The organism is Pseudoroseomonas cervicalis, from assembly GCF_030818485.1.
Taxonomy (GTDB): domain Bacteria; phylum Pseudomonadota; class Alphaproteobacteria; order Acetobacterales; family Acetobacteraceae; genus Pseudoroseomonas; species Pseudoroseomonas cervicalis_A.
On record NZ_JAUTAJ010000002.1, the window covers coordinates 248,199 to 270,259 of the forward strand.

The following is a 22,061-nucleotide window of genomic DNA, read 5'->3' on the forward strand; positions in this document are numbered from 1 at the left end:
ATGCTGATCCTTGCCGACTACGTCACCGGGCTGGAGCGCCAGCGCTTCCGCCGGCACGAGGCCTTCAACGCCGCCGCCGGCGCCGCCGACCGCGCCTGCATCGCGCCGCGCGACCAGGGCTGCGGCCGCGCGCATGAGCTGGAGGCGCTCTACGGGCCCGAGGATTTTGCCCGGTTCCTCTACGCCACCGAGCTGACCATGCCCGCCGGGCGGGAACGGCTGGTGCTGCATTGCGCGCTGGACGCCGCCATGCAGATCGTCTCGGTTCTGGCCGACCAGCCGAGCCTGCTGGCGCTGCTCTACACGCTGGACCCGGCCGGCGGCGATGAGGGGGTTCTGGCCGCCTTCGGCATCGACCCGGCGGAGAGCTGCCGCGCCGAGGTGGCGCCGCGCGAGGCCGGCGCCTTCCTGGCGCCGCATGAGGAAGGCTACGCCTATTTCACCGTGGATGTGCGCGGCGAGCTGCTGCTGCAATCCTGGAGCCGGGCGCTGCCGCCGGTCGCGCTGCATCTGCGCGCCGAGCGGGAGGGCGACCGCACCGATATCTGGAGCCGCATCGGCCGCACGCCCCTGCCGCCCGAGCCGGGCTGAGCGACAGAAGGCAGGTGCAGGGGACCCTGTCCCCTGCTGGGGGCGTCCGAGGGGGCAAAGCCCCCTCAGTCCGCTTCTCCGCCGGCATCCGGAAGCGGCGCGAACAGCACCTGCGGCCGGCCATGCAGGGCGGAGACAGTGACGCTGGCGCGCACGCCATAGACCGCCTCGATGCGCTGCGGCGTCAGCACCGCCTCGGGCGGGCCGGCCGCCACCACGCGCCCGGCCTGCAGCAGGGCCAGCGCGTCGCAATACAGCGCCGCCAGGTTCAGATCGTGCAGCGCCATGATGCTGGTCAGCCCCAGCCGCCGCACCAGCCCCAGGATCTCCAGCTGGTGGCGGATGTCGAGATGGTTGGTGGGCTCGTCCAGCAGCAGCTCCTCCGGCTGCTGCGCCAGGGCACGGGCGATCTGCGCGCGCTGCCGCTCGCCGCCCGACAGCGTCTGCCAGCGCTGGCTGCGCAGCCCGAGCAGCCCGGTCTGCCGCAGCGCCGCCTCCACCGCCGCCTGGTCCGCCGCGCCCCAGGGGGCGAAGGCGCTGCGATGCGGCGTGCGGCCCAGCCGCACCACCTCCTCCACCGTCACCGGCGCCTCGGTCTCGGCATGCTGCTCCACCAGCGCGACGCGGCGGGCGATGGCAGCGCGGCGCAGCCCGGCCATGGGTCGGCCATCCAGCCGCACCTCGCCCGATTGCGGCCGGCGCAGCCCGGCCAGCAGCCGCAGCAGGCTCGACTTGCCCGAGCCATTCGGCCCGAGCAGCCCGAGCACCCGCCCCGGCAGCGCCGAAAGGGTGACACCGTCCAGGATCAGCGTGCCGCCCGCCTCCCAGCGGACGCGCTCCGTCTCCAGGCTCATCGCGCGCCCCTCACGCCGCGCGCCGGAAGCGGGTCAGCAGCAGGGCGAAGGCCGGGGCGCCGAACAGCGCGGTGACCACGCCGATCGGCAGCGTCTGCTGCGGCACCAGGGTGCGGGAGAGGATGTCGGCCAGCACCGTCAGGATGGCGCCCAGCAGCAGGGAGGCCGGCAGCAGCCGCGCATGGCCGGGCCCGACCAGGAAGCGCGCCGCATGCGGCACCACCAGGCCGATGAAGCCCACCGTGCCGGCCAGGCTGACCAGCACCGCCGTCATCGCCGCCGTCGCCGCGAAGAGCAGCGCCCGCACCGGCCCGGTGCGGATGCCGAGCGAGGCGGCGGCATCCTCGCCGAAGGTAAAGGCGTCCAGCGCCCGCGCCTGCGACAGGCAGACGAGGATGGCGAGCCCGACGGCCGGCACCGCCACCGCCAGATCCGGCCAGCGTATGCCGCTGAGATTGCCGAGCAGCCAGAACATCACCCCGCGCGCCGCCTCGGCATTGGCGGCCAGCGCCACGATGCAGGCGGTGATGGCGCTGAACAGCTGCGCCGCGACGACGCCGGAGAGGATCACCCGCTCCGCCCCGCCGCCCGCCGCGGCGGAGAGCGCGGCCACCAGGCCGAGCGCCGCCAGCGCGCCCAGGAAGGCGCCGCCCGACAGCGCCAGCGCGCCGCCACCCAGGCCGAGAATGACCACGGCGACCGCGCCGGTGGAGGCGCCGGCCGAGATGCCCAGCACATAGGGCTCGGCCAGCGGGTTGCGCAGCAGCGCCTGCAGCACCGCCCCGGCCACCGCCAGCCCGCCGCCGAGGCAGGCCGCCATCAGCGCGCGGCTCAGCCGGTAGTCCCAGACCACGCCCTGCTGGATGCGCGGCACCTCATAGCCGGCATCGAACAGCCGGTTGGCCAGCGTCCGCAGCACCGCCGGCAGCGGCACCGCCATCTCGCCGATGGAGACGGCCAGCGCGATGCAGAAGCCCAGCAGCAGCAGCCCGCCCATGGCCAGCGCCAGGCGGAAGGCGGTCCCGCTCATGGCGCCGCGGGGCGCGCGGCGTCGGGCAGCGGGCCCAGCCGGCGGATCTCCCCGGCCAGCGCCTCCAGCGCGTCCACCGTGCGCAGCGTCGGGTTCATCGCCTGCGCGTCCATCTCGACCAGCCTGCCCTCGCGCACGGCGCGCATCTGGCTGGTCACCGGGTCGCTCGCCAGGAAGCGCCGCTTCAGCGCGGCGTCATCGGCGGGGAAGCGGCGCCGGTCCATGCGGCCGAGCACGATCAGCGCCGGCTCGGCGGCCACCAGCCGCTCCCAGCCCAGGGTCGGCCATTCCTCCTCGCTCGCCACCACATTGCGCAGGCCGAGGGCGCGCATCATCCAGGCCGGCGCGCCCATGGTGCCGGCGACGAAGGCGTCGCCCTTCACCTCGCGGCTGGAGAACCAGAACAGCACCGGCATGCCCTGCGCCCGCACGGCGGCGACCGAGGCCGCGGCCCGCGCCTCCCGCGCGCGCAGCCCGGCCACCAGCGCCTCGCCGCGCTCCGGCACGCCGAAGATGCGGGCGAGGTCGAGGATCTCCTGGTGCAGCATGGCCATGTCGAAGGGCTGGCGCCGCACGCCATCGCCGCTGCCGCTATTGTCCTTGCCCAGGCAATCGGCCGGGGCGATGTAGGTCGGCACGCCGAGATCGGTGAACTGCTCGCGCCGGCCGACGCGGCCGCGCGGCCCGACATGCCATTCGAACTGCACCACCACCAGGTCCGGATCCTGGCCGATCACCGATTCGAAGCTCGGGTCATTGTCGGCCAGGCGCGGGATGCGCGCATTGGCCTCGGCATATTGCGGCAGCACCGGGCCGATCCACAGCGCCGTCGCCGCCACCCGGTCGGCGAGGCCGAGGGCGTAGAGGATCTCGGTGGTGCCCTGGCCGATCGAGACGGTGCGGCGCGGCGGCGCGGCGAAGTGCAGCGTCTGGCCGCAATTCTCGAGCGTCAGCGGAAAGCCCGGCGCGGCCGGGGGCTGGGCCTGAGACTGAGACTGGGCCTGGGCGGCCAGCGGCGCCAGGGCCGCGGCGGCGAGCAGCAGGACGGGAAGCGCCCGGCGGGCAAACAAGAACGGCACGGATCGTCTCCTGCCTCCGGAACACCCCGCCCGGCGGCATGATGGGACGACGACGGCAGGTCTCCTGGCTCACGACGCCGGCGCGGGCGGCATGCCCGGGCCGAACCAGCCGCCCTGCCTTCCCGGCGCCGATGGCGCCAGTGGCGGGCCGGATCCCGGGGGAGCCGGCCGGTGGGCGATGGCCTCGCCGCTGACAGTTGCGGGGGCAGCCGCCGACTGGCCCCCGGACGCGCGGTCCGGCCGGGGCGCACGGCGTTCCCTTTTCACCCGCTCGCGCGGGACCGTCGACGGCGCGGTTCTACGCCCTCGCGGCGCGGCGGGGAAGCGCCGCGCTCAGACCTCGCGCGAGATCAGCCGGTTCAGGGTGCGGCAGCCGGCGACGATGGCCAGCAGGGTGATGCCCTGGGTGATCAGCCCGACCGGCGTCCAGACAGTGCCGGCGACCAGCAGCTGGCTCGGCACGTAATGCAGGAATTGCTGGATCTCGGGCTCCAGATGCAGCGTGCCCACCACCTTCACCACCGCATACCAGGCGAGGCCGCCCAGCAGCAGCAGCGGCGCCACCCATTCGGCGACCAGCTCGACGAAGGTCAGCGCGAAGCTGACCACCGCCCAGACGGCCAGGCGCACGGCGCGCCAGAGCGGCGAGGGGCCTTCGGCCTCGTCCAGGTCGTCCTGGTGGGAAGGGGCGTAGCCGGACATCCTGTCCTCCTGCCGAGGGGGTGGGGCGGGGTCGTGGCCCCCGGCATAGCGCCCCGCGCGCCGCAGCACAAAGTTTCTGCACAGGGCGGGTGGGGCGGCGCGCGGGGGCGGGCCGCTTCACCGCCCGACGGCGTAGGCCTGCATCAGCCGCGGCGTGGCGGCGGCGACGATCATGCCGTCGCGCCGGCCGGCGGCGCAGACCCGGCCCAGCGACCAGGGCGGCTCGATGCGCAGCTCGTGCCCGCGCTTCAGCAGCCCGGCGATGGCGGCGGTGCCGATCCGCTCCTCCACCAGCAGCCGGTTGGGCGCGAGGCTGCGCGGATAGAAGGATTGCGGGAAATGCTGGCTGGTGAAGAGCGGCAGGTCGATCGCCGCCTGCAGATCCAGCCCGTGATGCAGATGGCGCAGCAGCACGGCGAGCGTCCACTGGTCCTGCTGGTCGCCGCCCGGCGTGCCCATGGCCAGCCAGCCCTCGCCATCGCGCGTCACCAGGGTGGGCGTCAGCGTGGTGCGCGGCCGCGCCCCGGCCACCACGGTGGAGGGGTGGCCCGGCTCCAGCCAGCCCATCTGGCCGCGCGTGCTGATCGAGAAGCCGAGCCCCGGCACGGCGGGCGAGCTCTGCAACCAGCCGCCCGAGGGCGTCGCCGAGACCATGTTGCCCCAGCGATCCACCACGTCGAGATGCACCGTGTCGCCCCATTCGACCGGCAGCGGCGCGAAGGTCGGCTCGCCATGGCCGAGGCCCACCGGGGTTTCGGCGCCGGCCATGGCCAGCACCCGCGCCATGCGCTCGGCAGCCCCCGGCAGCTCGCTGGGCCGCAGCGCGGCCGAGGCGGCCTCGCCGATCAGCTTGCGCCGCGCCGCGCCATGCTCGGCCGAGAGCAGCGTCGCCAGCGGCACATCGACCACGTCGGGGTCGCCGTAGAACACCTCGCGATCGGCATAGGCGAGCTTCATCGCCTCGACCACGGTGTGGATGAAGCGCTCGCCGGAGGGGTCCATCGACGCGAGGTCGATGCCCTCCAGGATGGAGAGCGCCTGCAGCAGCACCGGGCCCTGGCCCCAGGGGCCGGTCTTGTGCACGGTGACGCCGTGATAGTCGCGGCTGACGGTCGGCTCGTAGCGCGCCTGGTAGCGCGCCAGATCGTCGCCGGTCAGCAGCCCGCCATTGCGGCGGCCGGTCGAATCCATCAGCTCCGCCGAGCGGTAGAAGCGGTCCACCGCCTCGGCCACGAAGCCGCGGTAGAAGGCGTCGCGCGCCGCCTCGATCTGGCGGATGCGGTCCGACCCGGCGGCCTCCGCCTCGGCCAGGATGCGGCGATAGGTGGCGGCGATGGCGGGGCTGCGCAACAGGCTGCGCGGCCGCGGCACCTGCCCGCCGGGCAGCCAGGCCTCGGCCGAGCTCGGCCATTCCGCCTTGAAGAAACTCTCCGCCGCCAGGATCGAGGAGGCGACGCGCGGCAGCACCGGGAAGCCGTTCTCGGCATAGTCGATGGCGGCCTCCAGCACCTGCGCCGGGTGCCAGGTGCCGTGGTCGCGCAGCAGCAGCATCCAGGCGTCGAAGGCGCCGGGCACGACGGAGGGCAGCAGCCCGGTGCCCGGCACCTGGCGCAGGCCCAGCGCCGCGAAGCGCTCCGGCGTGGCCGCCATCGGATAGCCGCCCTGGCCGCAGATCACCTGCGGCGCCTGGCCGGGCCGCTGCAGGATGATCGGCACCTCGCCGCCCGGTCCGTTCAGATGCGGCTCGACGATCTGCAGCGCGAAGCCGGTGGCCACCGCGGCGTCGAAGGCGTTGCCGCCGCGTTCCAGCACCCCCATGCCGACGGCGCTGGCGATCCAATGGGTGCTGGCGACGGCGCCGAAGCGGCCGCGGATCTCGGGGCGGGTGGTGAACATGCGGCTTTCCCGGTCTTGGAACCAAAAGGGATTGGTCCTTGGCCGCCTATCCTAGGCCGGGCATTTTTTGCTGCAAAGCGGCAGAAGGGTGCTTCCGCTGTCGCCAAACCTTCGTATCATGGTCCCATGAGCAAAGGCGATGACGCGCTGCGCGCCCTGCGCACCCATCTTGCGGGACTGGAGCTGCCGGACGGCGCCCGGCTGGCGCCGGAACGCGAGCTCTCCTCCCGCCTCGGCATCAGCCGCCGGGCGCTGCGCGAGGCGCTGTCCCGGCTGGAGCTGGAAGGGCGGATCTGGCGCGGCATCGGCCAGGGCACCTTCCTCGGCCCCCGCCCGCCGGAGGAGCCGGCGCGCGCCCTGCCGGCCTCGCCGCCCACCGACATCATGGAGGCGCGGCTGGCGCTGGAGCCGCAGCTGGCCGGCCTCGCCGCCACCAAGGCGCGCTCCGAGCACCTGGCCGCCATCGAGCAGGCGGTGCGCCGCGGCGCCGAGACGGTCGACCTGCAGAGCTGGGGCCGCTGGGACGCCGCCTTCCACCGCGCCGTGGCGCAGGCGGCGCAGAACCCGCTGCTGCTCGGCCTGTTCGACCAGCTGCAGGCCTGCCGCGCCCGCGCCGAATGGGGCCGGCTGCGCGCCAATGCGGCGACCGAGGCGATCCGCCGCCGCTCGGTGGCCGAGCATCGCCGCATCCAGGAAGCCATCGCCGGCCGCGACCCGGCCGAGGCGCATGCGGCGATGTGGGACCATCTGCAATCCATCTCCGCCATGGTGCGGGAGGCGCTGCGCGCCGGCCATGGCTGGTCCGGCGCCACCGCCCTGCCGGCCGAGGATCCGGAACGCCCGGCCGCCTGAACCGCCGCATCCCGCCGCGCGCCCCGCCCGGCCCCTGAGGGGCAGGGGGCGGCGCGGCGCCGGCCCGGCCACCCCGCTTCCGAGACCCGCCGGCCGCCGGAGGCCGGCCAAGAACAACGCCGCCACGCCTCTCCATCGATCCGAAGAAGGCCGACCATGACCGAGATTTCCCGCCGCGCCGCGCTGGGGCTGCTGCCGGGCCTCGCCGCGCTGCCCATCCTGCCCGCCGCCGCGCAGACCGCGCCGGGGACGGGGCCGGGGACGGGCTGGCCCGACCGCCCGGTGACCATCATCGTGCCCTGGGCGCCCGGCGGCTCCACCGACATCCTGGCCCGCATCGTGGCCGAGCATCTGCGCGGCGCCATCGGCCAGACCGTGGTGGTGGAGAACCGCTCCGGCGCCTCGGGCAATATCGGCTCGGCCGCGGTCGCGCGCGCCAACCCGGATGGCTACACGCTGCTTTTCGGCTCGATGAGCACGCATGCGATGAACGACGCGCTGTTCACCAGCATGCCGTTCCACGGCGTCGACGCCTTCTCGCCGATCGCGCTGCTGGCCTATGTCACCAACACCATGGTGATCCACCCCTCGGTGCCGGCGCGCAACGTGGCCGAGTTCATCGCCTATGCGAAGGCCAATCCGGGCAAGATCACCTATGCCTCGGCCGGCGTCGGCTCGACCAACCATCTCTGCGCCGCGATGTTCGCCCAGCTCGCCGGCATCGAGATGGTGCATGTGCCCTATCGCGGCGGCGCGCCGGCGGTGCTCGACACCATCGCCGGCCAGACCCAGCTGCTGTTCAGCGCCGGCACCCAGACCTTCGGCCCGGTGCGCGAGGGCAAGCTGCGCCTGCTGGCGGTGACCGAGGCGCAGCGCAGCGCCCTGCTGCCCGAGGTGCCGACGCTGGCCGAGACGCTGCCCGGCGCCGTCATGGCGGTGTGGTACGGCGCCTTCGGCCCGGCCGGCATGGACCCGGCGCTGGTGGCGCGGCTGAACACCGAGATCAACCGCGTGCTGATGCTGCCGGCGGTGAAGACCCGCATGGCCGAGATCGGCGTCGAGGTGGTCAATGCCAGCCCGGCGGAATTCGCCACCACGCTGCGCCAGGACGCCGCGCGCTGGGGCGGGCTGATCCGCCAGCTCGGCATCACCGCGGACTGAGCGTGCCCGCCAGCTCCGCCCGGGCGGATTTCACCGCCCTCGAACTGGAACGCCTGGAGGCGGCGCTCGCCGCCCCCGGCCAGCCCGAGGCGGCGCTGCGCGCGCTGGAAGCGCTCGCGCGGCCGCGGCTTGACCACGCGCTCTGCACCGCCATGCGCTTCGACGCCGCGGCGATGACGGTGCAGCGGCTCTACAGCTCCGACCCGGCCGCCTACCCGCCGGGCGGCAGCAAGCCGAAGCGCGACACCGAGTGGGGGCGGCAGGTGCTGCTGGAGGGGCGGCCCTTCCTGGGCGAGGGGGAGGCGGCGATCCGCCAGGCCTTCGACGACCATCCGCTGATCCTCAGCCTCGGCCTGCGCTCGGTGCTGAATTTGCCGATCCGGCTCGGCGGGCGCTGCCTCGGCACGCTGAACTTCCTGTGGCGGGAGGCGGAGGTGCCGCCCGCCCGCCGCGCCGCGGCGCAGGCCCTGGCGCTGATGGGCAGCGCCGCCTGGGCGGCCTGAGGGCTTTCGCTACGGGGCGCGCAAAAAAGCCCGGGGAGCGCGCGCTCCCCGGGCCAGTGCCGGCCTCGCGGCGGCTCAGTCGTTGTAGCGGAAGCCCGGCAGCGCCTTGATCTGCGCCTCGGTCATCGGCACCGTCACGCGCTCATTGCGGGCGGCGGGCACGCGGACCTGGTCATAGGGCACGGCGACATACTTCTCGCGCAGGCCGAGCCGGCCCTCGACCTCGATGATCGCCAGCACGGCGCGGCCCTGCGCATCCAGCACCACATCCTCGATCTCGCCGATCTCGACATTGTCCGAGCTGTAGACATCGCGGTCGGTGATGGCCTTCACGCTGCGCTGATTGGCCTCGATCTGCGTCGGCGCCTGGGCCAGCACCGGGGCGGACATCAGCATCAGGGCGGTGCCGGCCAGGATCAGGGGGTTGCGCATCGGCTTTTCCTCATGTGTTGCGGGCGGCCCTTGCGGGCCTGCCGGGACAACACGGAGAGGCGCCAGGCGTTGCCTCGGCGCTGCGCGGCCGGCGGCGATCGGCGCGCCGCCCGCCGCCCGCGGCCTCAGCCCTTGGCCATGTCGAGCGGCGGCCCGGCCTCGGCCGGGATCGGGCATTCATAAGGCTGGCCGCCCAGGCGCCGGGCCAGATCCGCCTTGGCCGCCGCGATCAGCTCCGGCTGCTGCAGCGCGGCGGCGGCCGTCGCCGCCATCACCTTGGCGACATGCACCATGCCCTTATGCGCGTGCGGGCTCTTGCCCTGCGCCGTCAGCTGCCAGGAATGGAAGGGCGTGCCGATCGCCGCCGTGGCGCCGGAGGCCTGCACCGTCGGCAGCACCCAGGAGACGTCGCCGACATCGGTCGAACCCAGCGCCAGCACGCGCGGCGTGCCGCGCGGCACCACCTGGTCGCAGAGCGGCGTGTCCGCCGCATAGGGCAGGCCGGCGGCGGAGAAGGCGGCCTGCAGATCCTCGGGCCGCAGCGTGTCGCGGATCTGCTGCGCATAGGCGCGGTCGGCCGCGTCGAATTCCGGCGGGCCGAGGCGCTCCAGCTCCGCCTGCATGGCGGCTTCCAGCGGCTCGTTCGGCAGCAGATTGGCGACCGCGCTGAGCACCTTGATCTCGACCTCGGTCTCGGTCATCAGCGCCGCGCCCTGGGCGATCTTCTTGACGCGCTCGACCAGCGCCGCCATGCCGCGCAGATCCGGATGGCGCACCGCGTAGCGCACCTTGGCGCGGCCCTGCACGACATTCGGCGCGATGCCGCCGGCATCGAGATAGGCGTAATGCACGCGCGCGCCGCTCTCCATATGCTCGCGCATGTAGTTGACGCCGACATTCATCAGCTCGACGGCGTCCAGCGCCGAACGCCCCAGATGCGGCGCCGCGGCGGCGTGGCTGGAGCGGCCGGTGAAGGTGAAGTCGATGCGCGTGTTGGCCAGCGAGGCGGCCGGCATCACCTCGGCGAAATGGCCGGGATGCCAGGTGATGGCGAGATCGGCATCGGCGAAGAGGCCGGCGCGGGCCATGAAGGCCTTGGCGGCGCCGCCTTCCTCGGCCGGGCAGCCATAATAGCGCACACGGCCGGCGATGCCCTTCTCGGCCAGCCAGTTCTTCACCGCGGTCGCCGCCAGCATGGCGCCGGCGCCGAGCAGATTGTGGCCGCAGCCATGGCCGAAACCATTGTGCTTCTCGACCGGCTTCGGCTCGGCGATGCCGGCCTCCTGGCTCAGCCCGGGCAGCGCGTCATATTCGCCGAGGATGGCGATCACCGGCCCACCCTCGCCGGCCTCGGCCAGCAGCGCGGTGGGGATGCCGGCGACACCCTGCTGCACGCGGAAGCCCTGGCGCTCCAGCTCCGCCACATGCTCGGCGGCGGAGCGGAACTCGGTGTAGAGCGGCTCCGGCATGTCCCAGACGCGGTCGGAGAGGGCGATCATCTCCGGCGCCTTGGCATCGACATGGCGCCAGATCTCGGGGGCGTTCTGCATCGGGGCATCCCGGCTGAGTGACAATCCAGTCGCCACCGGCCTGCCGCGCATGCGCGCGAGTCCGCCGGGGCGATGTTTTTGTCATAGGCCTATGCCGGGGGGCTGGCCAGGGGCGGGGGGTCCGTCATGCGGGCGCGCGTCGCGGCATCGAGCAACGCGCGCAGCCGCGCCAGCAGCGGATCGGCATCCGTGCGGGCACGGCCGTAATCCAGGTTGAAGCCATAGTCGAAATCCGGCGGGTTCAGGCCCTGGCTGTGCTGCAGCAGCGTCTCCAGCTTGTCGAGGCCCTTGACCAGCATCGCCTCGCGCGTTGTGCCGGCCTCGTATTCCTCCCACAGCGCCAGGATCTCGGCGCGCTCGGCCGGCGGCAGGGGCGCGGCGAGGATGGCCAGGTCGCGCCGCTCCGCCTCCGCCTTGCCGCCGGGGGATTGCTGCGGCGCCGGGATGTCGCCATGCAGCGCCTCGCCCAGATCATGCACCAGGCAGAGCTTCAGCACGCGCAGCAGGTCGACCGGGGCCAGCCCGCGCGCCAGCACCATGGCCATCAGCGCCAGGCGCCAGCTGTGCTCGGCGGTGCTTTCCGGGCGGCCACGCGCGCCATGCGCGCTGCGCAGCGTTTCCTTCAGCTGCTCCGCGCCGCGCAGGAAGTCGAGCACGCCTTCGATTTCGCGATCATCCATGATGTGTGACCCGGACAGAAAAGGGCGGGGAGGGTGCGTCCTTCCCGGCCGGCTTCAGTGCTGGCCAGGATAGCGCAGCCGGCGCGGCGCGTTGAGCGCCCCGGCACGGCCACCGGCGGGGCCGTTGACAGGTGGGCGGCGGGCAGGGGTATGGTTGCATCATACAACCTTATGGCGCCGCACCGATGCCGCATGCCCCCTCCCCGATGGTCGAGCCCATCCGCACCGCCTCGCGCGAGCTGGTGCGGGCCCTGGGCTTCACCGGCGCGAGCTTCGCCGGCACCGCCCTGCCGCCCTCCGCCGTGCATGCGCTGATCGAGATCGAGACGGGCGGCGTCACCGCGCGCGCGCTGGGCGAGCGGCTCCGGCTGGAGAAATCCAGCGTCAGCCGCATGCTGCGCAAGCTGGTCACGCTGCGCCTGGTGCAGGAGGGGCGGGATGAGGGCGATGGGCGGGTCAAGCGCCTGTCGCTGACGCCGGACGGCCAGGCGCGTGTGGCGGAGATCCATGCCTTTGCCCAGGCGCAGGTGTCGGGCGCGCTGGGCCGGCTGCGGCCGGACCAGGCCGGCACGGTGCTGGACGGGCTGCGCCTCTACACCGCGGCGCTGGGGCAGGCCGCGCCGCCACAGCCGGTCGAGATCGTGCAGGGATACCGGACGGGCCTGATCGCCCAGGTCACGCGCATGCACGCCCGGTACTATGCGCGGGTCGCGGGGTTCCGGCAGCGCTTCGAAAGCGTCGTCGCCGGCGGGCTGGCGGAGTTCTGCAACCGGCTGGGCTCGCCGCGCAACGGCATCTGGATGGCGGTGCAACAGGAAAAGATCCTCGGCTCGGTGGCCATCGATGGCGAGGATCTGGGGCAGGGCCGGGCGCATCTGCGCTGGTTCATCGTCGAGGACGGGCTGCGCGGCGGCGGGGTCGGGCGCCGGCTGCTGCAGGCGGCGCTGGGCTTCGTCGATGCGCAGGGCTTCGGGGAGACCGAGCTCTGGACCTTTGGCGGCCTCGTCGCGGCGCGGCATCTCTATGAGGATTTCGGCTTCGTGCTGGCCGAGGAGCGGCCCGGCGCGCAATGGGGCAGCGAGGTCCTGGAGCAGCGCTTCATCCGCCGGACGCCGTGACGGCCCGCCGGGGGCGGGGAGGGGCTCCTCCCCGCCCGGCCTCACGCCTCGCCGCGATGGCGCAGCAGGCGCAGCGCGTTCAGCGTCACCAGCACGGTGGCCCCCGTATCGGCCAGCACCGCCGGCCACAGCCCGGTCACGCCCGTCACCGTGGTGACCAGGAACACCGCCTTCAGCCCGAGGGCGATGGCAACATTCTGCCGGATATTGGCGAGCGTGGCGCGCGACAGCCCGACCAGCGCCGCGAGGTCGCGCACCCGGCTGTTCAGCAGCGCCGCATCGGCGGTCTCCAGCGCCACATCGGTGCCGCCGCCCATGGCGATGCCGACCGAGGCCGCGGCCAGCGCCGGCGCGTCATTGATGCCATCCCCCACCATGGCGACGGGGCCGGCGGCGGCGAGGGAGGCGATCTCGCGCTGCTTGTCGGCGGGCAGCAGCCCGGCCTTGACCTCCAGCCCGAGGCGTTCGGCGATGGCGGCGCCGGTGCGCGGATTGTCGCCGGTCAGCATCACCGGCGTCAGGCCCAGGCGGCGCAGCGCCGCGATGCCCTCCGCCGCATCCTCGCGCGGCTCGTCGCGCAGCGCGATCAGCCCGGCATGCGCGCCCTCGACGGTGACGACGACGACGGTCTTTCCCTCCGCCTCCCACTCGGCCACCGCCTGGCGCGCCGCCTCGGGCAGCGGCGCCAGGCTCTCGGCATGGTGCGGGGCGCTGACGGCGACCGCCTTGCCGCCCACCACCGCCTCCACGCCGCGGCCGGGCAAGGCGCGGGCGTCGCGGGTCGGGCGCAGCGGCATGCCTTCCTCCGCCGCGCGCTCCTGGATGGCGCGCGCCAGCGGGTGGGAGGAGGCGCTCTCCGCCGAGGCGGCCAGCGCCAGCAGCACCCGCTCCGGCCCCGTGATCGGCAGGGTGTCGGTGACGCGGGGGCGGCCCTCGGTCAGCGTGCCGGTCTTGTCGAAGGCGATGCTGCGCACCCGGCCGATCATCTCCAGCGCGCCGCCGCCCTTCACCAGCAGCCCGCGCCGCGTGCCGGCGGCGAGGCCGGAGGCGATGGCGGCGGGGGTGGAGAGCACCAGGGCGCAGGGGCAGGCCACCAGCAGCAGCGCCAGGCCGCGATACAGCCAGGTGCCCCAGTCGCCGCCGGCCAGCAGCGGCGGGAGCACCACCACCAGCGCCGCCACGACCACGGCGGCCGGGGTGTACCAGGCGGCGAAGCGCTCGATGAAGCGGGCGGTGGGCGCCTTGGCCTCCTGCGCCTCCTCCACCAGGCGGATGATGCGGGCGATGGTGTTGTCGGCCGCCGCGCGGGTCACCCGCAGCTGCAGCGCGCCGGAGGCGTTGACGCTGCCGGCGAAGACCGCATCGCCCGCCGCCTTGGCGATGGGGATGGATTCCCCGGTGACCGGGCTTTCATCGACCTCGGAATGGCCCTCCACCACTTCGCCATCGGCCGGGATGCGGTCGCCCGGGCGCACCAGCACCAGGTCGCCCGGCGCCAGGCTGGCGGCGGGCACGGGGCTGGCGACGCCGCCCTCCAGCTTCAGCGCATGGCGTGGCACCAGGCCGGCCAGGGCCTGGATGCCGGCCCGCGCCCGGCCGGCGGCAACCCCTTCCAGCAGCTCGCCGATGGTGAACAGAAAGACGACCATCGCCGCCTCGGAGGCGGCGCCGATCGCCAGCGCGCCCAGCGTCGCGATCGACATCAGCATCTCGATGCTGAAGGGGCTGCCGGCGCGGGCCAGCGCGATGGCCTTGCGGCCGAAATAGGCCAGGCCGACCAGCGCCGCCGGCCACCAGGCCGCGCCCTCCAGCCGCGGCCACAGGGCACCGGCCAGGAAGCCGAGCCCGACCAGCCCGCCCAGCAGCAGCGCCAGCCGCGCCTTGGGCTCGGCCAGGGCGCGCCGCCAGAGCGGGGTTTCCGCCTCGGCCTCGGCCGGCAGGGCGCCGGCCACGCGCGGCGCCGCATCCTCCTCCATGCCATAGCCCAGGGCGCGGATGCGGGATTCCACCTCGGCGCGGGGCGTCGCCGCCTCGTCCAGGCGGAAGGCCAGGATCTGGGTCTGGAAGTTGATGCGCACCTCGGCGGTGCCCGGCAGGCGGGAGAGCGCGGTCTCCACCTTGCCGGCGCAGGAGGGGCAATCCATGCCCGCCACGCGGTAGCGCAGCGCGGTGCCGGCGGGCGCCGTGGCGCCGTCTGCGGTGCGGGTCTCGGTCTCGGCCATGGCGGCCTCCTTCGGCTCGCCCCCCGCCCGGCCAGGCTTGCCGGGGGAGGCTCGCCGTCCCAGATAGGGTCTGTAGTCACTACAGGGTCAAGCCCCATGGCGCATCTGTCGATCGGCGCGCTCGCCCGCGCCACCAACACCAAGGTGGAGACCATCCGCTGGTATGAGCGGGTCGGGCTGCTGCCGCCGCCTTCCCGCACCGAAGGCAATTACCGCGCCTATGGCGAGGCGCAGCTGGCGCGGCTGAGCTTCATCCGCCGGGCGCGCGACCTCGGCTTCTCGCTGGAGCAGGTGCGGGCGCTGCTCGACCTCGCCGGGCATGGCGACCATTCCTGCGCCGCCGTGCACGACATCGCGCGCGAGCACCTGGCCGAGGTGGAGCGCAAGCTGGCCGACCTCACCGCCCTGCGCGGCGAGCTGGCCAATCTGCTCTGCGGGCGGGAGGGCGGCACCATCGCCGAATGCCGCATCGTCGAGGCGCTGTCGCCGCGCGGCGACGCGGCGGCCTGAGGCGCCGCCCTCAGCCCTTCTTCGGCAGGGCGGTGGGCTGGTAGGCCAGCAGCTGCCAGGCGCCGCCCTCCCGCGCCCAGACGGCGCAGCTGAGGCTGGCGATGCTGCGCTCCGCGCCATGGCGGGTGATGTCGGCGCGCATGCTGCCCAGCGCCACGACGGCGCCATCCCCGGCCGGCAGCAGGTGGTGCGTCTCGAAGCGGATGCTGCGATAGGCGAGGGCGCCGCTGCGCAGGCTCTCCAGATAGCTCTCCCGCGTGTCCTGCGTCGCATCCGAATGCGCATAGACCAGGCGGGGTGAGAGCAGCGCCGCCAGCGCGTCCAGATCGCCCGCCAGCATGGCGGCGTAGCGCGCCGCCTCCAGCGCGCGGATATCGTCCTGCATCGGGTGATCCTTCATGGAGCGTTGGCGGCCATCAGCCGCTCGGGCCAGGTGGCGACGCGGAAGAAATCCAGCCCGCCCTCGCCGCTGGCCTGATAGGCGGCGGCGAATTGCCGGGCCAGCGCCGAGAGCGGCATCGGCGCGCCGGCGCGGCGGCCGACCTCCAGCGCCAGATCGACATCCTTGGCCAGCAGGTCGATATCGGCGGAGGGCGTCCAATCCCGCGCCTTCAGCATCTCGACCTTGTAGGCCAGCAAAGGCGAGCCGGCGACGCTCTGCGCCAGCGCCGCCAGCATCGCCTCCCGCGTCAGGCCGAGCCGGCCGCCAAAGGCCAGCGCCTCGCCGATGATGGCAGGGGTCAGCGCCACCAGCAGATTGACCATCAGCTTGGTGGCGCGCGCCTCCTCCGCCGCGCCGCAGCGCAGCACCTCCCGCCCCAGCACGGCGAGCACCGGCTGCAGCCGCGCCGCCTCGGCCTCGGGGCCGGAGAGGAACAGGGTCAGCGCGCCCGCCTCGGCCGTCGCCGTGCTGCCGGAGACCGGGCAGCGCAGATAGGCGACGCCGAGCGGCGCGAGGATCGCCGCCACCTCGGCCGAGGCGGCGGGGGAGACGGTGCTGAGATCGACCAGCACCTGCCCCGGCCGCAGCGCCGGCGCCGCCGCGCGCACCACGGCGCGCAGCGCGGCATCATCCGGCACCATGCTCAGCAGCACTTGGACTTCGCTGGCCAGGGCGGCCGCGTCGGGCGCCACCTGCGCGCCCTCCAGCGCCAGCGGCGCGCAGCGCGCCGGGTCGGCATCGGTGACCCAGAGCGTGGCGCCCGCCCGCAGCAGCCGGCGCGACAGCGGCGTGCCCATGCGGCCGATGCCGATCCAGCCCAGCCGCCAGCCTGAAAGCGTGGTCATGGCTACAGCCCCAGATAGAATTTGCGCACCAGCGCGCTGTCGCCCAGCGCCGCCGGGCTGTCGCCCTGGAATTCCACCCGGCCATGCACCAGCACATAGCCGCGCTCGGCGATGCGGATGGCCTGGTGGAAATTCTGCTCGGCCATCAGCACGGTCAGGCCGAGCTTCTCCTTCAGCTCGGCGATCTTCTCGATGGTGCGGGCCACCAGGATCGGCGCCAGCCCGACCGAGGGCTCGTCCACCAGCAGGATGCGCGGCGCGCACATCACCGCGCGGCCGAGCGCCACCATCTGCTGCTCGCCGCCGCTCATGCTGCCGACCGGCTGGTGCCTTCGCTCGCGCAGGCGCGGGAAGGCCTCGTAGCAGAATTCCAGATGCCGCGGGATGGCGGCGCGCGCGGCGCGGCGATAGGCGCCGAGCAGCAGATTCTCCTCGACCGAGAGGCGCGGGAAGAGCCGCCGCCCCTCCGGCACCATGGCGATGCCGAGATCGACGATCGCCTCCGGCGAGAGGCCGACCAGATCGGTGGTCTGCCCGTCGATGCTGGCGAGGATGCGCCCGCGGCTCGGCTTCAGCAGGCCGAGGATGCAGCGCATCAGCGTGGTCTTGCCATTGCCATTGGTGCCGAGCAGCGCGACGGTCTCGCCGGCGCGCACCTCCAGCCCCACATCCTCCAGCACCCGCACTGCGCCATAGCCGGCATCGAGCCCTTCGATCCTGAGTTCAGCGCCCAAGATAGGCCTCCTCCACTTCGGGCAGGGCCAGCACCTCGGCCGGTTCGCCCTCGGCCACCAGCCTGCCGGCCACCAGCACCGCCAGGCGCTGGGAGAATTCGGTGACCGCGCGCATCACATGCTCGATCATGATAATGGTGGTGCCGCCCTCGTTCAGCCGGAACAGCAGCGCCAGGATCTGGTCCACCTCGGTGTGCGACAGCCCGGCCATCGCCTCATCGGCGATCAGCAGCTCCGGCCGCAGCGCGGTCGCGCGGGCCAGCTCCAGCCGGCGCAGCTCCACCTGGGTCAGCTCCGCGGGGCGGCGATGCGCCTTGCCGGCCAGCTCCACCTGTTCCAGGCAGGCCATGGCCGCCGCATCATCCGCCTGGCCGCGGCCACCATAGGCGAGCGGCACGCGGATATTCTCCAGCACCGTCAGGCCGCGAAAGGGGCGCGGCAGCTGGAAGCTGCGCGCCAGGCCGCGCCGCGCCCGCTGATGCGACGACATTCCTTTGAGTGGCTGACCCTGGAAGGTGAAGGCGCCGTCATGGCTGGCGAAGACACCGGCCAGGCAGTTGGTGAAGGTGCTCTTGCCCGAGCCATTCGGCCCGATCAGTCCGAGCCGCTCGCCCTTGCGCACCGTCAGGTCGATGCCGGAGAGCGCGGTGAAGCCGCCGAAGCGTTTGCCGACACCTTCGGCGCGCAGGATGATCTCGCTCATGCGCGCCTCCGGAACAGGCCGATGATGCCGTGCGGCGCCAAGCAGACGAAGAGCACCAGCACCACGCCGACGATCATCAGGTTGACGGCGGAGGAGATGGTCACGGTTGCCGCCTGCTGCAGCGAGGCCAGCAGCACCGCGCCGATCAGCGGCCCCGCCCAGCTCGCCGTGCCGCCGATCAGCGGCATGGCGATGGCGTTCACCGCATAGGCCAGGCCGAAGGCCGAGTTCGGCTCGACATAGGAGCCGAGATAGGGCAGGGGCGCGCCGGCCACCGCCATCATCGCGCCGCTGATGCTGGTGGCGATCAGCTTGAGGCGCAGCGTCGGCACGCCGGCCGCCTCCGCCGCCGCCTCATCGTCGCGCAGCGCCGCCAAACCCAGGCCGAGGCGCGAGGTCTCGATGCTGCGGGCCAGCGCCACGGCGGCGACGGCCAGCACGACGGCGACGGCGCAGAGAAAGGCGCCGTAGCTTTCGAAGCCGAAAGGAACCTCGCGCGGGCGCAGCACATAGGCGCCGCGCGAGCCGCCGACATAGTTCCAGTTGGTCACCGCCGTCTGCAGCACCACCGAGAGGCAGAGGGTGGCGATGGCGAAATAGGCGCCGCGCAGCCGCAGCGTCAAAAGCCCGGTGCCGAGCCCGAGCGCGCCGCCCACCAGCGCGGCCAGGCCGATGCAGGGCAGCAGGCCGAGCCCCATCGCCTTGCCGGCGGCGACCGTGGTGTAGGCGCCGGCGGCGAAGAAGGCGGCGGCACCGAAATTCACATAGCCCGCATAGCCGCCCAGGATGTTCCAGGCGGTGGCCAGCACGACATATTGCAGCACGAAGGTGGCGGCGAAATAGGCGTATTCGCTGCCCAGCGCGCCGAGCGCCAGGATCAGCAGCGCGCCGAAGGCGAGGGATGCCAGCCAGAAGCCGGCATGGCCGAGGCGGCGCGGCGGGCGCGGCGCGGGCAGGGCCGGGGCGGGGAGGGTGGTGTCGCTCATGCCATGCGCCCGAACAGGCCCTGCGGCCGGAAGGCCAGCACCAGCAGCAGGCAGCCAAAGGCGACGGCCGGCGACCAGGAGGGGCCGAAGAAGCTGGCGGTGACATTCTCCACCACGCCGAAGGCCAGCGCCGCCATGACGCAGCCGCCGAGCGAGCCCAGCCCGCCCATGATGACGATGGCGAAGACGCGGCCGATGAAGACATGGCCCGACCAGGCATCGACCGGCTGCACCACGGCCAGCGCGCCGCCCGCCAGGGCGGCGAAGGCGATGGAGAGGCCGAAGGCGATGCGCTTGATGCGCACCGGGTCGATCGCCAGCAGGCGCAGCGCCTCGCGGTCCTGCGCCACGGCGGCGATGGCGCGGCCGATGAAGCTGCGGCGCAGGAACAGCGCCAGCAGCCCGATCGCCGCCAGCGACACCGCCGCCGGCACCAGCATGCGCAGCGGCAGGTCGATCTCGCCCAGTCGCCAGGTGGTGGACGCGTAAGCCGCGTCGGCGAAGTGCTGCTCCGGCCCGACCGCCAGCACCAGCCCGACCTCGATGATGAACATCACCCCGAAGAAGAAGGCCAGGCCCTGGATCGCCTCGTCGCCGCGGCGTTCAAAGAAGCGGTGATAGGCGCTGTACAGCCCCGCCCCCAGGAACCAGAAGGCCGGCGCCAGCAGCAGGGACAGCAGCAGCGGGTCGAGCCCCGTCGAGGCCCAGAGCAGCGCCACCAGCAGCGCCGCCAGCACCATGAAGGCGGGATGCGCGATGTTGACGACATCGAGCAGCCCGAAAGAGAGCGACAGCCCGGCGGCGGCGGCGGCGTAGAGCCCGCCCAGCAGCAGGCCGGAGACGATGCCGTTCAGCAGCAGAGCGAGATCGGGGTCCATCACAGCCCCGCCGTGTAGGGCTTGCGCAGCTCGCCCGACTTGTAGCGGGCGGGGGCCAGGATCACCTGGGTGCCGGCGCGGCGGAACTGGTCGATGCCATTGCCCTGCACGCCCTGATACTGGGTGTAGAGGTTGCGCTCCTCCACCCATTCGCCCTCGGCGTCGAAGCGCAGCGGGCCGATCACGGTGTCGAAGCTGTTGGCGTGCATGTCGGCGGCGAGCGCCGCCTGGTCGATGCGGCCGACGCGGCTCACCGCCTGTTCCAGCACCTGCATCTGCGCATAGGCCAGGGGCGGCACGTAATGGCCCAGCGCATCGGCATTCTCGCGCGCCGCCAGCGGCTGGTAGCGCTCCAGCAGCGCCTGCATGCCGGGGAACTGCACGGTGGGCTCGGGCGCGTAGACATCCCAGACCACCAGATTGTTCAGGATCGGCCCCAGCTGCAGCTTCTGCGCGGTGATATGCGGCCCGATCATCGGCCCGCCGAACAGGGAAAAATTCACCCGCAGCTCATTGGCGGCGCGCAGCAGCCCGGCGCTGTCCGGCGGGTAGGAACCCACGAACACCACATCCGGCCGCGCCGCCTGCACGGCGCGCAGGATCGGCGTGAAATCCACCGTGCTGGGCGGATAGGCGCGGTCATAGACCACGCGCAGCCGGTGTTCCCGCGCCAGGTGCCGGGCGCTTTCCGCGGTGCGCTGGTGGAAATCGCTGTCGAGATTGACGATGGCGACGCTGCGTGGCTTCGGATCCATCGCCATGGCGATGTCGAAGAAGCCTTTTGCAAATGTCTCCTTCACCCGCGAACCGGCGGGGTTGATGGAGAAATAGCGGTCATACTTGAAATCGGCATTCACGCCGGTGCCGAACAGCGAGACGAAGGCCATTTGCCGCTGCATCACCACCGGCATGGCCGGCGCGATGATCGCCGTAGCATAGCCGGAAATCACCAGGTCGACCTTGTCGACATCGAGCAGCTTGGTGTAGATGCCCGGCACCTGCGCGCCGGTCGACTGGTCGTCATAATGCACCAGCTCGACGGGCCGGCCGAGCAGCCCGCCCTTGCGGTTCACCTCCTCGGCCCAGATGCGGTGCGCCAGCAGCGCCGGGCGGCCATTGCCGGCCAGCCCGCCGGAGAGCGACATCGAATAGCCGATGCGGATCGGCGGCCCGGAGGGCGCCGTCTGCGCCCTGGCCATGGCGGGCACGGTGATGGCCGCCGCCAGCGCCGCGCGGCCGAGGCCGCGCCTGCTCAAACCCTGCATGAACCCATCCTCCTGTTGCGGCCGGGGTTCTCTGCCCCCTTGGGCCGTACACCTGCCGCCCTTGCGGCCTCAGCCTGCTGCGATCTTCGAGGGGTCGGCGCCGACGCGGCCGCTGCTGTCATGCGGCGCGCGGCGGGCGATGCGGAAATCATAGCGCACGCAGGGCAGCTCCGGCGCCGGCGCGTCCGGCAGGCCGCGCCGCGGCTGCACCACGAGGGATTCCGAGACGCCGAACACCGTGTCGCTGTCGATATGCGGATCATCGCCGAGATAGAGGGCGGTGATCAGCTCGCGATAGCCCTCGGCGCCGATCAGCATATGGATATGCGCCGGGCGGAAACCATGCCGCTGCTGCGCCCGCACCATGTCGCCCACCGGCCCGTCCATGGGAATGGAATAGCCCAGCGGCACCAGGGTGCGGATGGCGTAGCGCCCTTCGGCATCGGTGCGGAACTGGCCGCGCATATCCATCACCGAGGGGTCGTTGGCCTGCAGGTCATAGGCGCCATCGGCGTCGGTCGACCAGATCTCGACGATGGCGTCCGGCACGCCCTCGCCCTGCTCGTTCAGCACGCGGCCGAACAGCATCATCTCCGGCCCCTTGGCATGGGTGGCGATGCTCTCGCCATAGCCGAATTTCGGCGCCGCCTCGCGGTAGAAGGGGCCGAGCAGGCTGGTCTCCGTCGCCTCGCCGATGCGGTTCGCCTGGTCGTCCATCAGATTGACCAGGCGCGACAGGCCGAGCGTGTCGGAGAGCAGGATGAATTCCTGCCGGTAGGGGGTGCAGGCCTGGCCGACCCGGGTGAGGAAACCGATGGCGGCGAGCCATTCCTCCGGCGTCAGCCGCGTCTCCCGCGCGAAATCATGCAGGTGGCGCACCAGGCTTTCCATCACCGTCCGCAGCCGCGGATCGGGGGTGGAGGCCATCTGGGCGATCACCGCCTCGGTGACGCTGTTCTGGTCCAAATCCGCCATTCTTGTCCTCCTCCATCCGGGGCGGATCCTGCTGGCCCGCCTTTGGCACGCGC

The 22,061-nt window shown here is 73.0% G+C and carries 23 protein-coding genes and 1 riboswitch; of the genes, 6 read left to right on the top strand and 17 right to left on the bottom strand.

Going from position 1 to position 22,061, the window contains the following annotated elements; genetic code table 11:
- Positions 1-591: a hypothetical protein gene (locus tag QE401_RS01770; RefSeq protein ID WP_307136539.1), complete on the top strand. Its 591-nt coding sequence runs from the start codon at positions 1-3 to the stop codon at positions 589-591.
- Between the two features lie 65 nt (positions 592-656).
- Here the strand turns inward: QE401_RS01770 and QE401_RS01775 are convergent, their stop codons facing one another.
- The 5 genes from QE401_RS01775 to QE401_RS01795 all read right to left on the bottom strand — a co-directional run bounded on the left by QE401_RS01775 (position 657) and on the right by QE401_RS01795 (position 6,152).
- Positions 657-1,445, bottom strand: a complete 789-nt coding sequence (locus QE401_RS01775; protein WP_307136540.1) for an ABC transporter ATP-binding protein — start codon at positions 1,443-1,445, stop codon at positions 657-659.
- A gap of 10 nt (positions 1,446-1,455) precedes the next feature.
- Positions 1,456-2,475 carry a FecCD family ABC transporter permease gene (locus QE401_RS01780; protein ID WP_307136541.1) on the bottom strand — a complete coding sequence of 340 codons (1,020 nt, stop codon included), beginning with the start codon at positions 2,473-2,475 and terminating at the stop codon, positions 1,456-1,458.
- Positions 2,472-3,554: an ABC transporter substrate-binding protein gene (locus tag QE401_RS01785; RefSeq protein WP_307136542.1), complete on the bottom strand. Its 1,083-nt coding sequence runs from the start codon at positions 3,552-3,554 to the stop codon at positions 2,472-2,474. Before QE401_RS01785 ends, QE401_RS01780 begins: the two co-directional genes overlap by 4 nt.
- A gap of 37 nt (positions 3,555-3,591) precedes the next feature.
- Positions 3,592-3,855, bottom strand: a riboswitch (cobalamin riboswitch).
- Between the two features lie 32 nt (positions 3,856-3,887).
- The gene (locus tag QE401_RS01790) at positions 3,888-4,256 is read right to left on the bottom strand and encodes a hypothetical protein (protein WP_307136543.1); all 369 of its coding nucleotides are present in this window, start codon (positions 4,254-4,256) and stop codon (positions 3,888-3,890) included.
- A gap of 117 nt (positions 4,257-4,373) precedes the next feature.
- Positions 4,374-6,152: a gamma-glutamyltransferase family protein gene (locus tag QE401_RS01795; RefSeq protein WP_307136544.1), complete on the bottom strand. Its 1,779-nt coding sequence runs from the start codon at positions 6,150-6,152 to the stop codon at positions 4,374-4,376.
- Positions 6,153-6,278: 126 nt separating this feature from the next.
- Here QE401_RS01795 and QE401_RS01800 point away from each other — a divergent pair, with 126 nt between their 5' ends.
- From QE401_RS01800 to QE401_RS01810, 3 genes are all read left to right on the top strand, one after another.
- Positions 6,279-7,004, top strand: a complete 726-nt coding sequence (locus tag QE401_RS01800) for a FadR/GntR family transcriptional regulator (protein ID WP_307136545.1) — start codon at positions 6,279-6,281, stop codon at positions 7,002-7,004.
- 156 nt (positions 7,005-7,160) lie between these two features.
- Positions 7,161-8,165, top strand: coding sequence for a Bug family tripartite tricarboxylate transporter substrate binding protein (locus QE401_RS01805; RefSeq protein WP_307136546.1), 1,005 nt, complete (start codon positions 7,161-7,163; stop codon positions 8,163-8,165).
- A gap of 2 nt (positions 8,166-8,167) precedes the next feature.
- Positions 8,168-8,668: a GAF domain-containing protein gene (locus QE401_RS01810; RefSeq protein ID WP_307136547.1), complete on the top strand. Its 501-nt coding sequence runs from the start codon at positions 8,168-8,170 to the stop codon at positions 8,666-8,668.
- 75 nt (positions 8,669-8,743) lie between these two features.
- Here QE401_RS01810 and QE401_RS01815 read toward each other — a convergent pair whose 3' ends face one another.
- The 3 genes from QE401_RS01815 to QE401_RS01825 form a co-directional block, all read right to left on the bottom strand.
- Complete coding sequence (locus tag QE401_RS01815; protein WP_307136548.1) at positions 8,744-9,100, bottom strand: PRC-barrel domain-containing protein; 357 nt, start codon at positions 9,098-9,100, stop codon at positions 8,744-8,746.
- A gap of 125 nt (positions 9,101-9,225) precedes the next feature.
- Complete coding sequence (locus tag QE401_RS01820; RefSeq protein WP_307136549.1) at positions 9,226-10,650, bottom strand: M20 family metallopeptidase; 1,425 nt, start codon at positions 10,648-10,650, stop codon at positions 9,226-9,228.
- A gap of 89 nt (positions 10,651-10,739) precedes the next feature.
- Complete coding sequence (locus QE401_RS01825; protein WP_307136550.1) at positions 10,740-11,330, bottom strand: HD domain-containing protein; 591 nt, start codon at positions 11,328-11,330, stop codon at positions 10,740-10,742.
- A gap of 185 nt (positions 11,331-11,515) precedes the next feature.
- Here QE401_RS01825 and QE401_RS01830 point away from each other — a divergent pair, with 185 nt between their 5' ends.
- A complete protein-coding gene (locus QE401_RS01830; protein WP_307136551.1) occupies positions 11,516-12,448 on the top strand; it encodes a MarR family winged helix-turn-helix transcriptional regulator in 933 nt (310 codons plus the stop codon).
- A 41-nt stretch (positions 12,449-12,489) separates the two neighbouring features.
- On the opposite strand, the gene QE401_RS01835 is transcribed toward QE401_RS01830, so the two are convergent.
- Positions 12,490-14,670 (bottom strand): heavy metal translocating P-type ATPase, encoded by a 2,181-nt coding sequence (locus QE401_RS01835; protein ID WP_307136552.1) that lies wholly within the window; start codon positions 14,668-14,670, stop codon positions 12,490-12,492.
- A 96-nt stretch (positions 14,671-14,766) separates the two neighbouring features.
- On the opposite strand from QE401_RS01835, the gene QE401_RS01840 reads away from it, so the two are divergent.
- Positions 14,767-15,180: a MerR family transcriptional regulator gene (locus tag QE401_RS01840; RefSeq protein ID WP_307136553.1), complete on the top strand. Its 414-nt coding sequence runs from the start codon at positions 14,767-14,769 to the stop codon at positions 15,178-15,180.
- 10 nt (positions 15,181-15,190) lie between these two features.
- Here QE401_RS01840 and QE401_RS01845 read toward each other — a convergent pair whose 3' ends face one another.
- From QE401_RS01845 to QE401_RS01880, 8 genes are all read right to left on the bottom strand, one after another.
- Positions 15,191-15,565 (bottom strand): nuclear transport factor 2 family protein, encoded by a 375-nt coding sequence (locus QE401_RS01845; protein ID WP_307136554.1) that lies wholly within the window; start codon positions 15,563-15,565, stop codon positions 15,191-15,193.
- Between the two features lie 11 nt (positions 15,566-15,576).
- Positions 15,577-16,467 (bottom strand): NAD(P)-dependent oxidoreductase, encoded by an 891-nt coding sequence (locus QE401_RS01850; protein ID WP_307136555.1) that lies wholly within the window; start codon positions 16,465-16,467, stop codon positions 15,577-15,579.
- 2 nt (positions 16,468-16,469) lie between these two features.
- On the bottom strand, positions 16,470-17,201 hold the full coding sequence (locus QE401_RS01855; RefSeq protein ID WP_307136556.1) for an ABC transporter ATP-binding protein: 732 nt from the start codon (positions 17,199-17,201) through the stop codon (positions 16,470-16,472).
- On the bottom strand, positions 17,191-17,904 hold the full coding sequence (locus tag QE401_RS01860) for an ABC transporter ATP-binding protein (RefSeq protein ID WP_307136557.1): 714 nt from the start codon (positions 17,902-17,904) through the stop codon (positions 17,191-17,193). Before QE401_RS01860 ends, QE401_RS01855 begins: the two co-directional genes overlap by 11 nt.
- Positions 17,901-18,890, bottom strand: coding sequence for a branched-chain amino acid ABC transporter permease (locus QE401_RS01865; protein ID WP_307136558.1), 990 nt, complete (start codon positions 18,888-18,890; stop codon positions 17,901-17,903). The genes QE401_RS01860 and QE401_RS01865 overlap by 4 nt, the downstream gene beginning before the upstream one ends.
- Positions 18,887-19,768 (bottom strand): branched-chain amino acid ABC transporter permease, encoded by an 882-nt coding sequence (locus QE401_RS01870; RefSeq protein ID WP_307136559.1) that lies wholly within the window; start codon positions 19,766-19,768, stop codon positions 18,887-18,889. The genes QE401_RS01865 and QE401_RS01870 overlap by 4 nt, the downstream gene beginning before the upstream one ends.
- On the bottom strand, positions 19,768-21,033 hold the full coding sequence (locus QE401_RS01875; RefSeq protein ID WP_307136560.1) for an amino acid ABC transporter substrate-binding protein: 1,266 nt from the start codon (positions 21,031-21,033) through the stop codon (positions 19,768-19,770). The genes QE401_RS01870 and QE401_RS01875 overlap by 1 nt, the downstream gene beginning before the upstream one ends.
- Before the next feature lie 69 nt (positions 21,034-21,102).
- Complete coding sequence (locus tag QE401_RS01880; RefSeq protein WP_307136561.1) at positions 21,103-22,008, bottom strand: dioxygenase family protein; 906 nt, start codon at positions 22,006-22,008, stop codon at positions 21,103-21,105.
- Positions 22,009-22,061 lie beyond the last annotated feature (53 nt).

Coding starts and splice junctions, on each gene's coding strand:
- QE401_RS01770 (WP_307136539.1), top strand. CDS start 1: ATGCTGATCCTTGCCGACTACGTCACCGGGCTGGAGCGCCAGCGCTTC.
- QE401_RS01775 (WP_307136540.1), bottom strand. CDS start 1,445: ATGAGCCTGGAGACGGAGCGCGTCCGCTGGGAGGCGGGCGGCACGCTG.
- QE401_RS01780 (WP_307136541.1), bottom strand. CDS start 2,475: ATGAGCGGGACCGCCTTCCGCCTGGCGCTGGCCATGGGCGGGCTGCTG.
- QE401_RS01790 (WP_307136543.1), bottom strand. CDS start 4,256: ATGTCCGGCTACGCCCCTTCCCACCAGGACGACCTGGACGAGGCCGAA.
- QE401_RS01795 (WP_307136544.1), bottom strand. CDS start 6,152: ATGTTCACCACCCGCCCCGAGATCCGCGGCCGCTTCGGCGCCGTCGCC.
- QE401_RS01800 (WP_307136545.1), top strand. CDS start 6,279: ATGAGCAAAGGCGATGACGCGCTGCGCGCCCTGCGCACCCATCTTGCG.
- QE401_RS01805 (WP_307136546.1), top strand. CDS start 7,161: ATGACCGAGATTTCCCGCCGCGCCGCGCTGGGGCTGCTGCCGGGCCTC.
- QE401_RS01815 (WP_307136548.1), bottom strand. CDS start 9,100: ATGCGCAACCCCCTGATCCTGGCCGGCACCGCCCTGATGCTGATGTCC.
- QE401_RS01820 (WP_307136549.1), bottom strand. CDS start 10,650: ATGCAGAACGCCCCCGAGATCTGGCGCCATGTCGATGCCAAGGCGCCG.
- QE401_RS01825 (WP_307136550.1), bottom strand. CDS start 11,330: ATGGATGATCGCGAAATCGAAGGCGTGCTCGACTTCCTGCGCGGCGCG.
- QE401_RS01830 (WP_307136551.1), top strand. CDS start 11,516: ATGCCGCATGCCCCCTCCCCGATGGTCGAGCCCATCCGCACCGCCTCG.
- QE401_RS01835 (WP_307136552.1), bottom strand. CDS start 14,670: ATGGCCGAGACCGAGACCCGCACCGCAGACGGCGCCACGGCGCCCGCC.
- QE401_RS01840 (WP_307136553.1), top strand. CDS start 14,767: ATGGCGCATCTGTCGATCGGCGCGCTCGCCCGCGCCACCAACACCAAG.
- QE401_RS01845 (WP_307136554.1), bottom strand. CDS start 15,565: ATGCAGGACGATATCCGCGCGCTGGAGGCGGCGCGCTACGCCGCCATG.
- QE401_RS01850 (WP_307136555.1), bottom strand. CDS start 16,467: ATGACCACGCTTTCAGGCTGGCGGCTGGGCTGGATCGGCATCGGCCGC.
- QE401_RS01860 (WP_307136557.1), bottom strand. CDS start 17,904: ATGAGCGAGATCATCCTGCGCGCCGAAGGTGTCGGCAAACGCTTCGGC.
- QE401_RS01865 (WP_307136558.1), bottom strand. CDS start 18,890: ATGAGCGACACCACCCTCCCCGCCCCGGCCCTGCCCGCGCCGCGCCCG.
- QE401_RS01870 (WP_307136559.1), bottom strand. CDS start 19,768: ATGGACCCCGATCTCGCTCTGCTGCTGAACGGCATCGTCTCCGGCCTG.
- QE401_RS01875 (WP_307136560.1), bottom strand. CDS start 21,033: ATGCAGGGTTTGAGCAGGCGCGGCCTCGGCCGCGCGGCGCTGGCGGCG.
- QE401_RS01880 (WP_307136561.1), bottom strand. CDS start 22,008: ATGGCGGATTTGGACCAGAACAGCGTCACCGAGGCGGTGATCGCCCAG.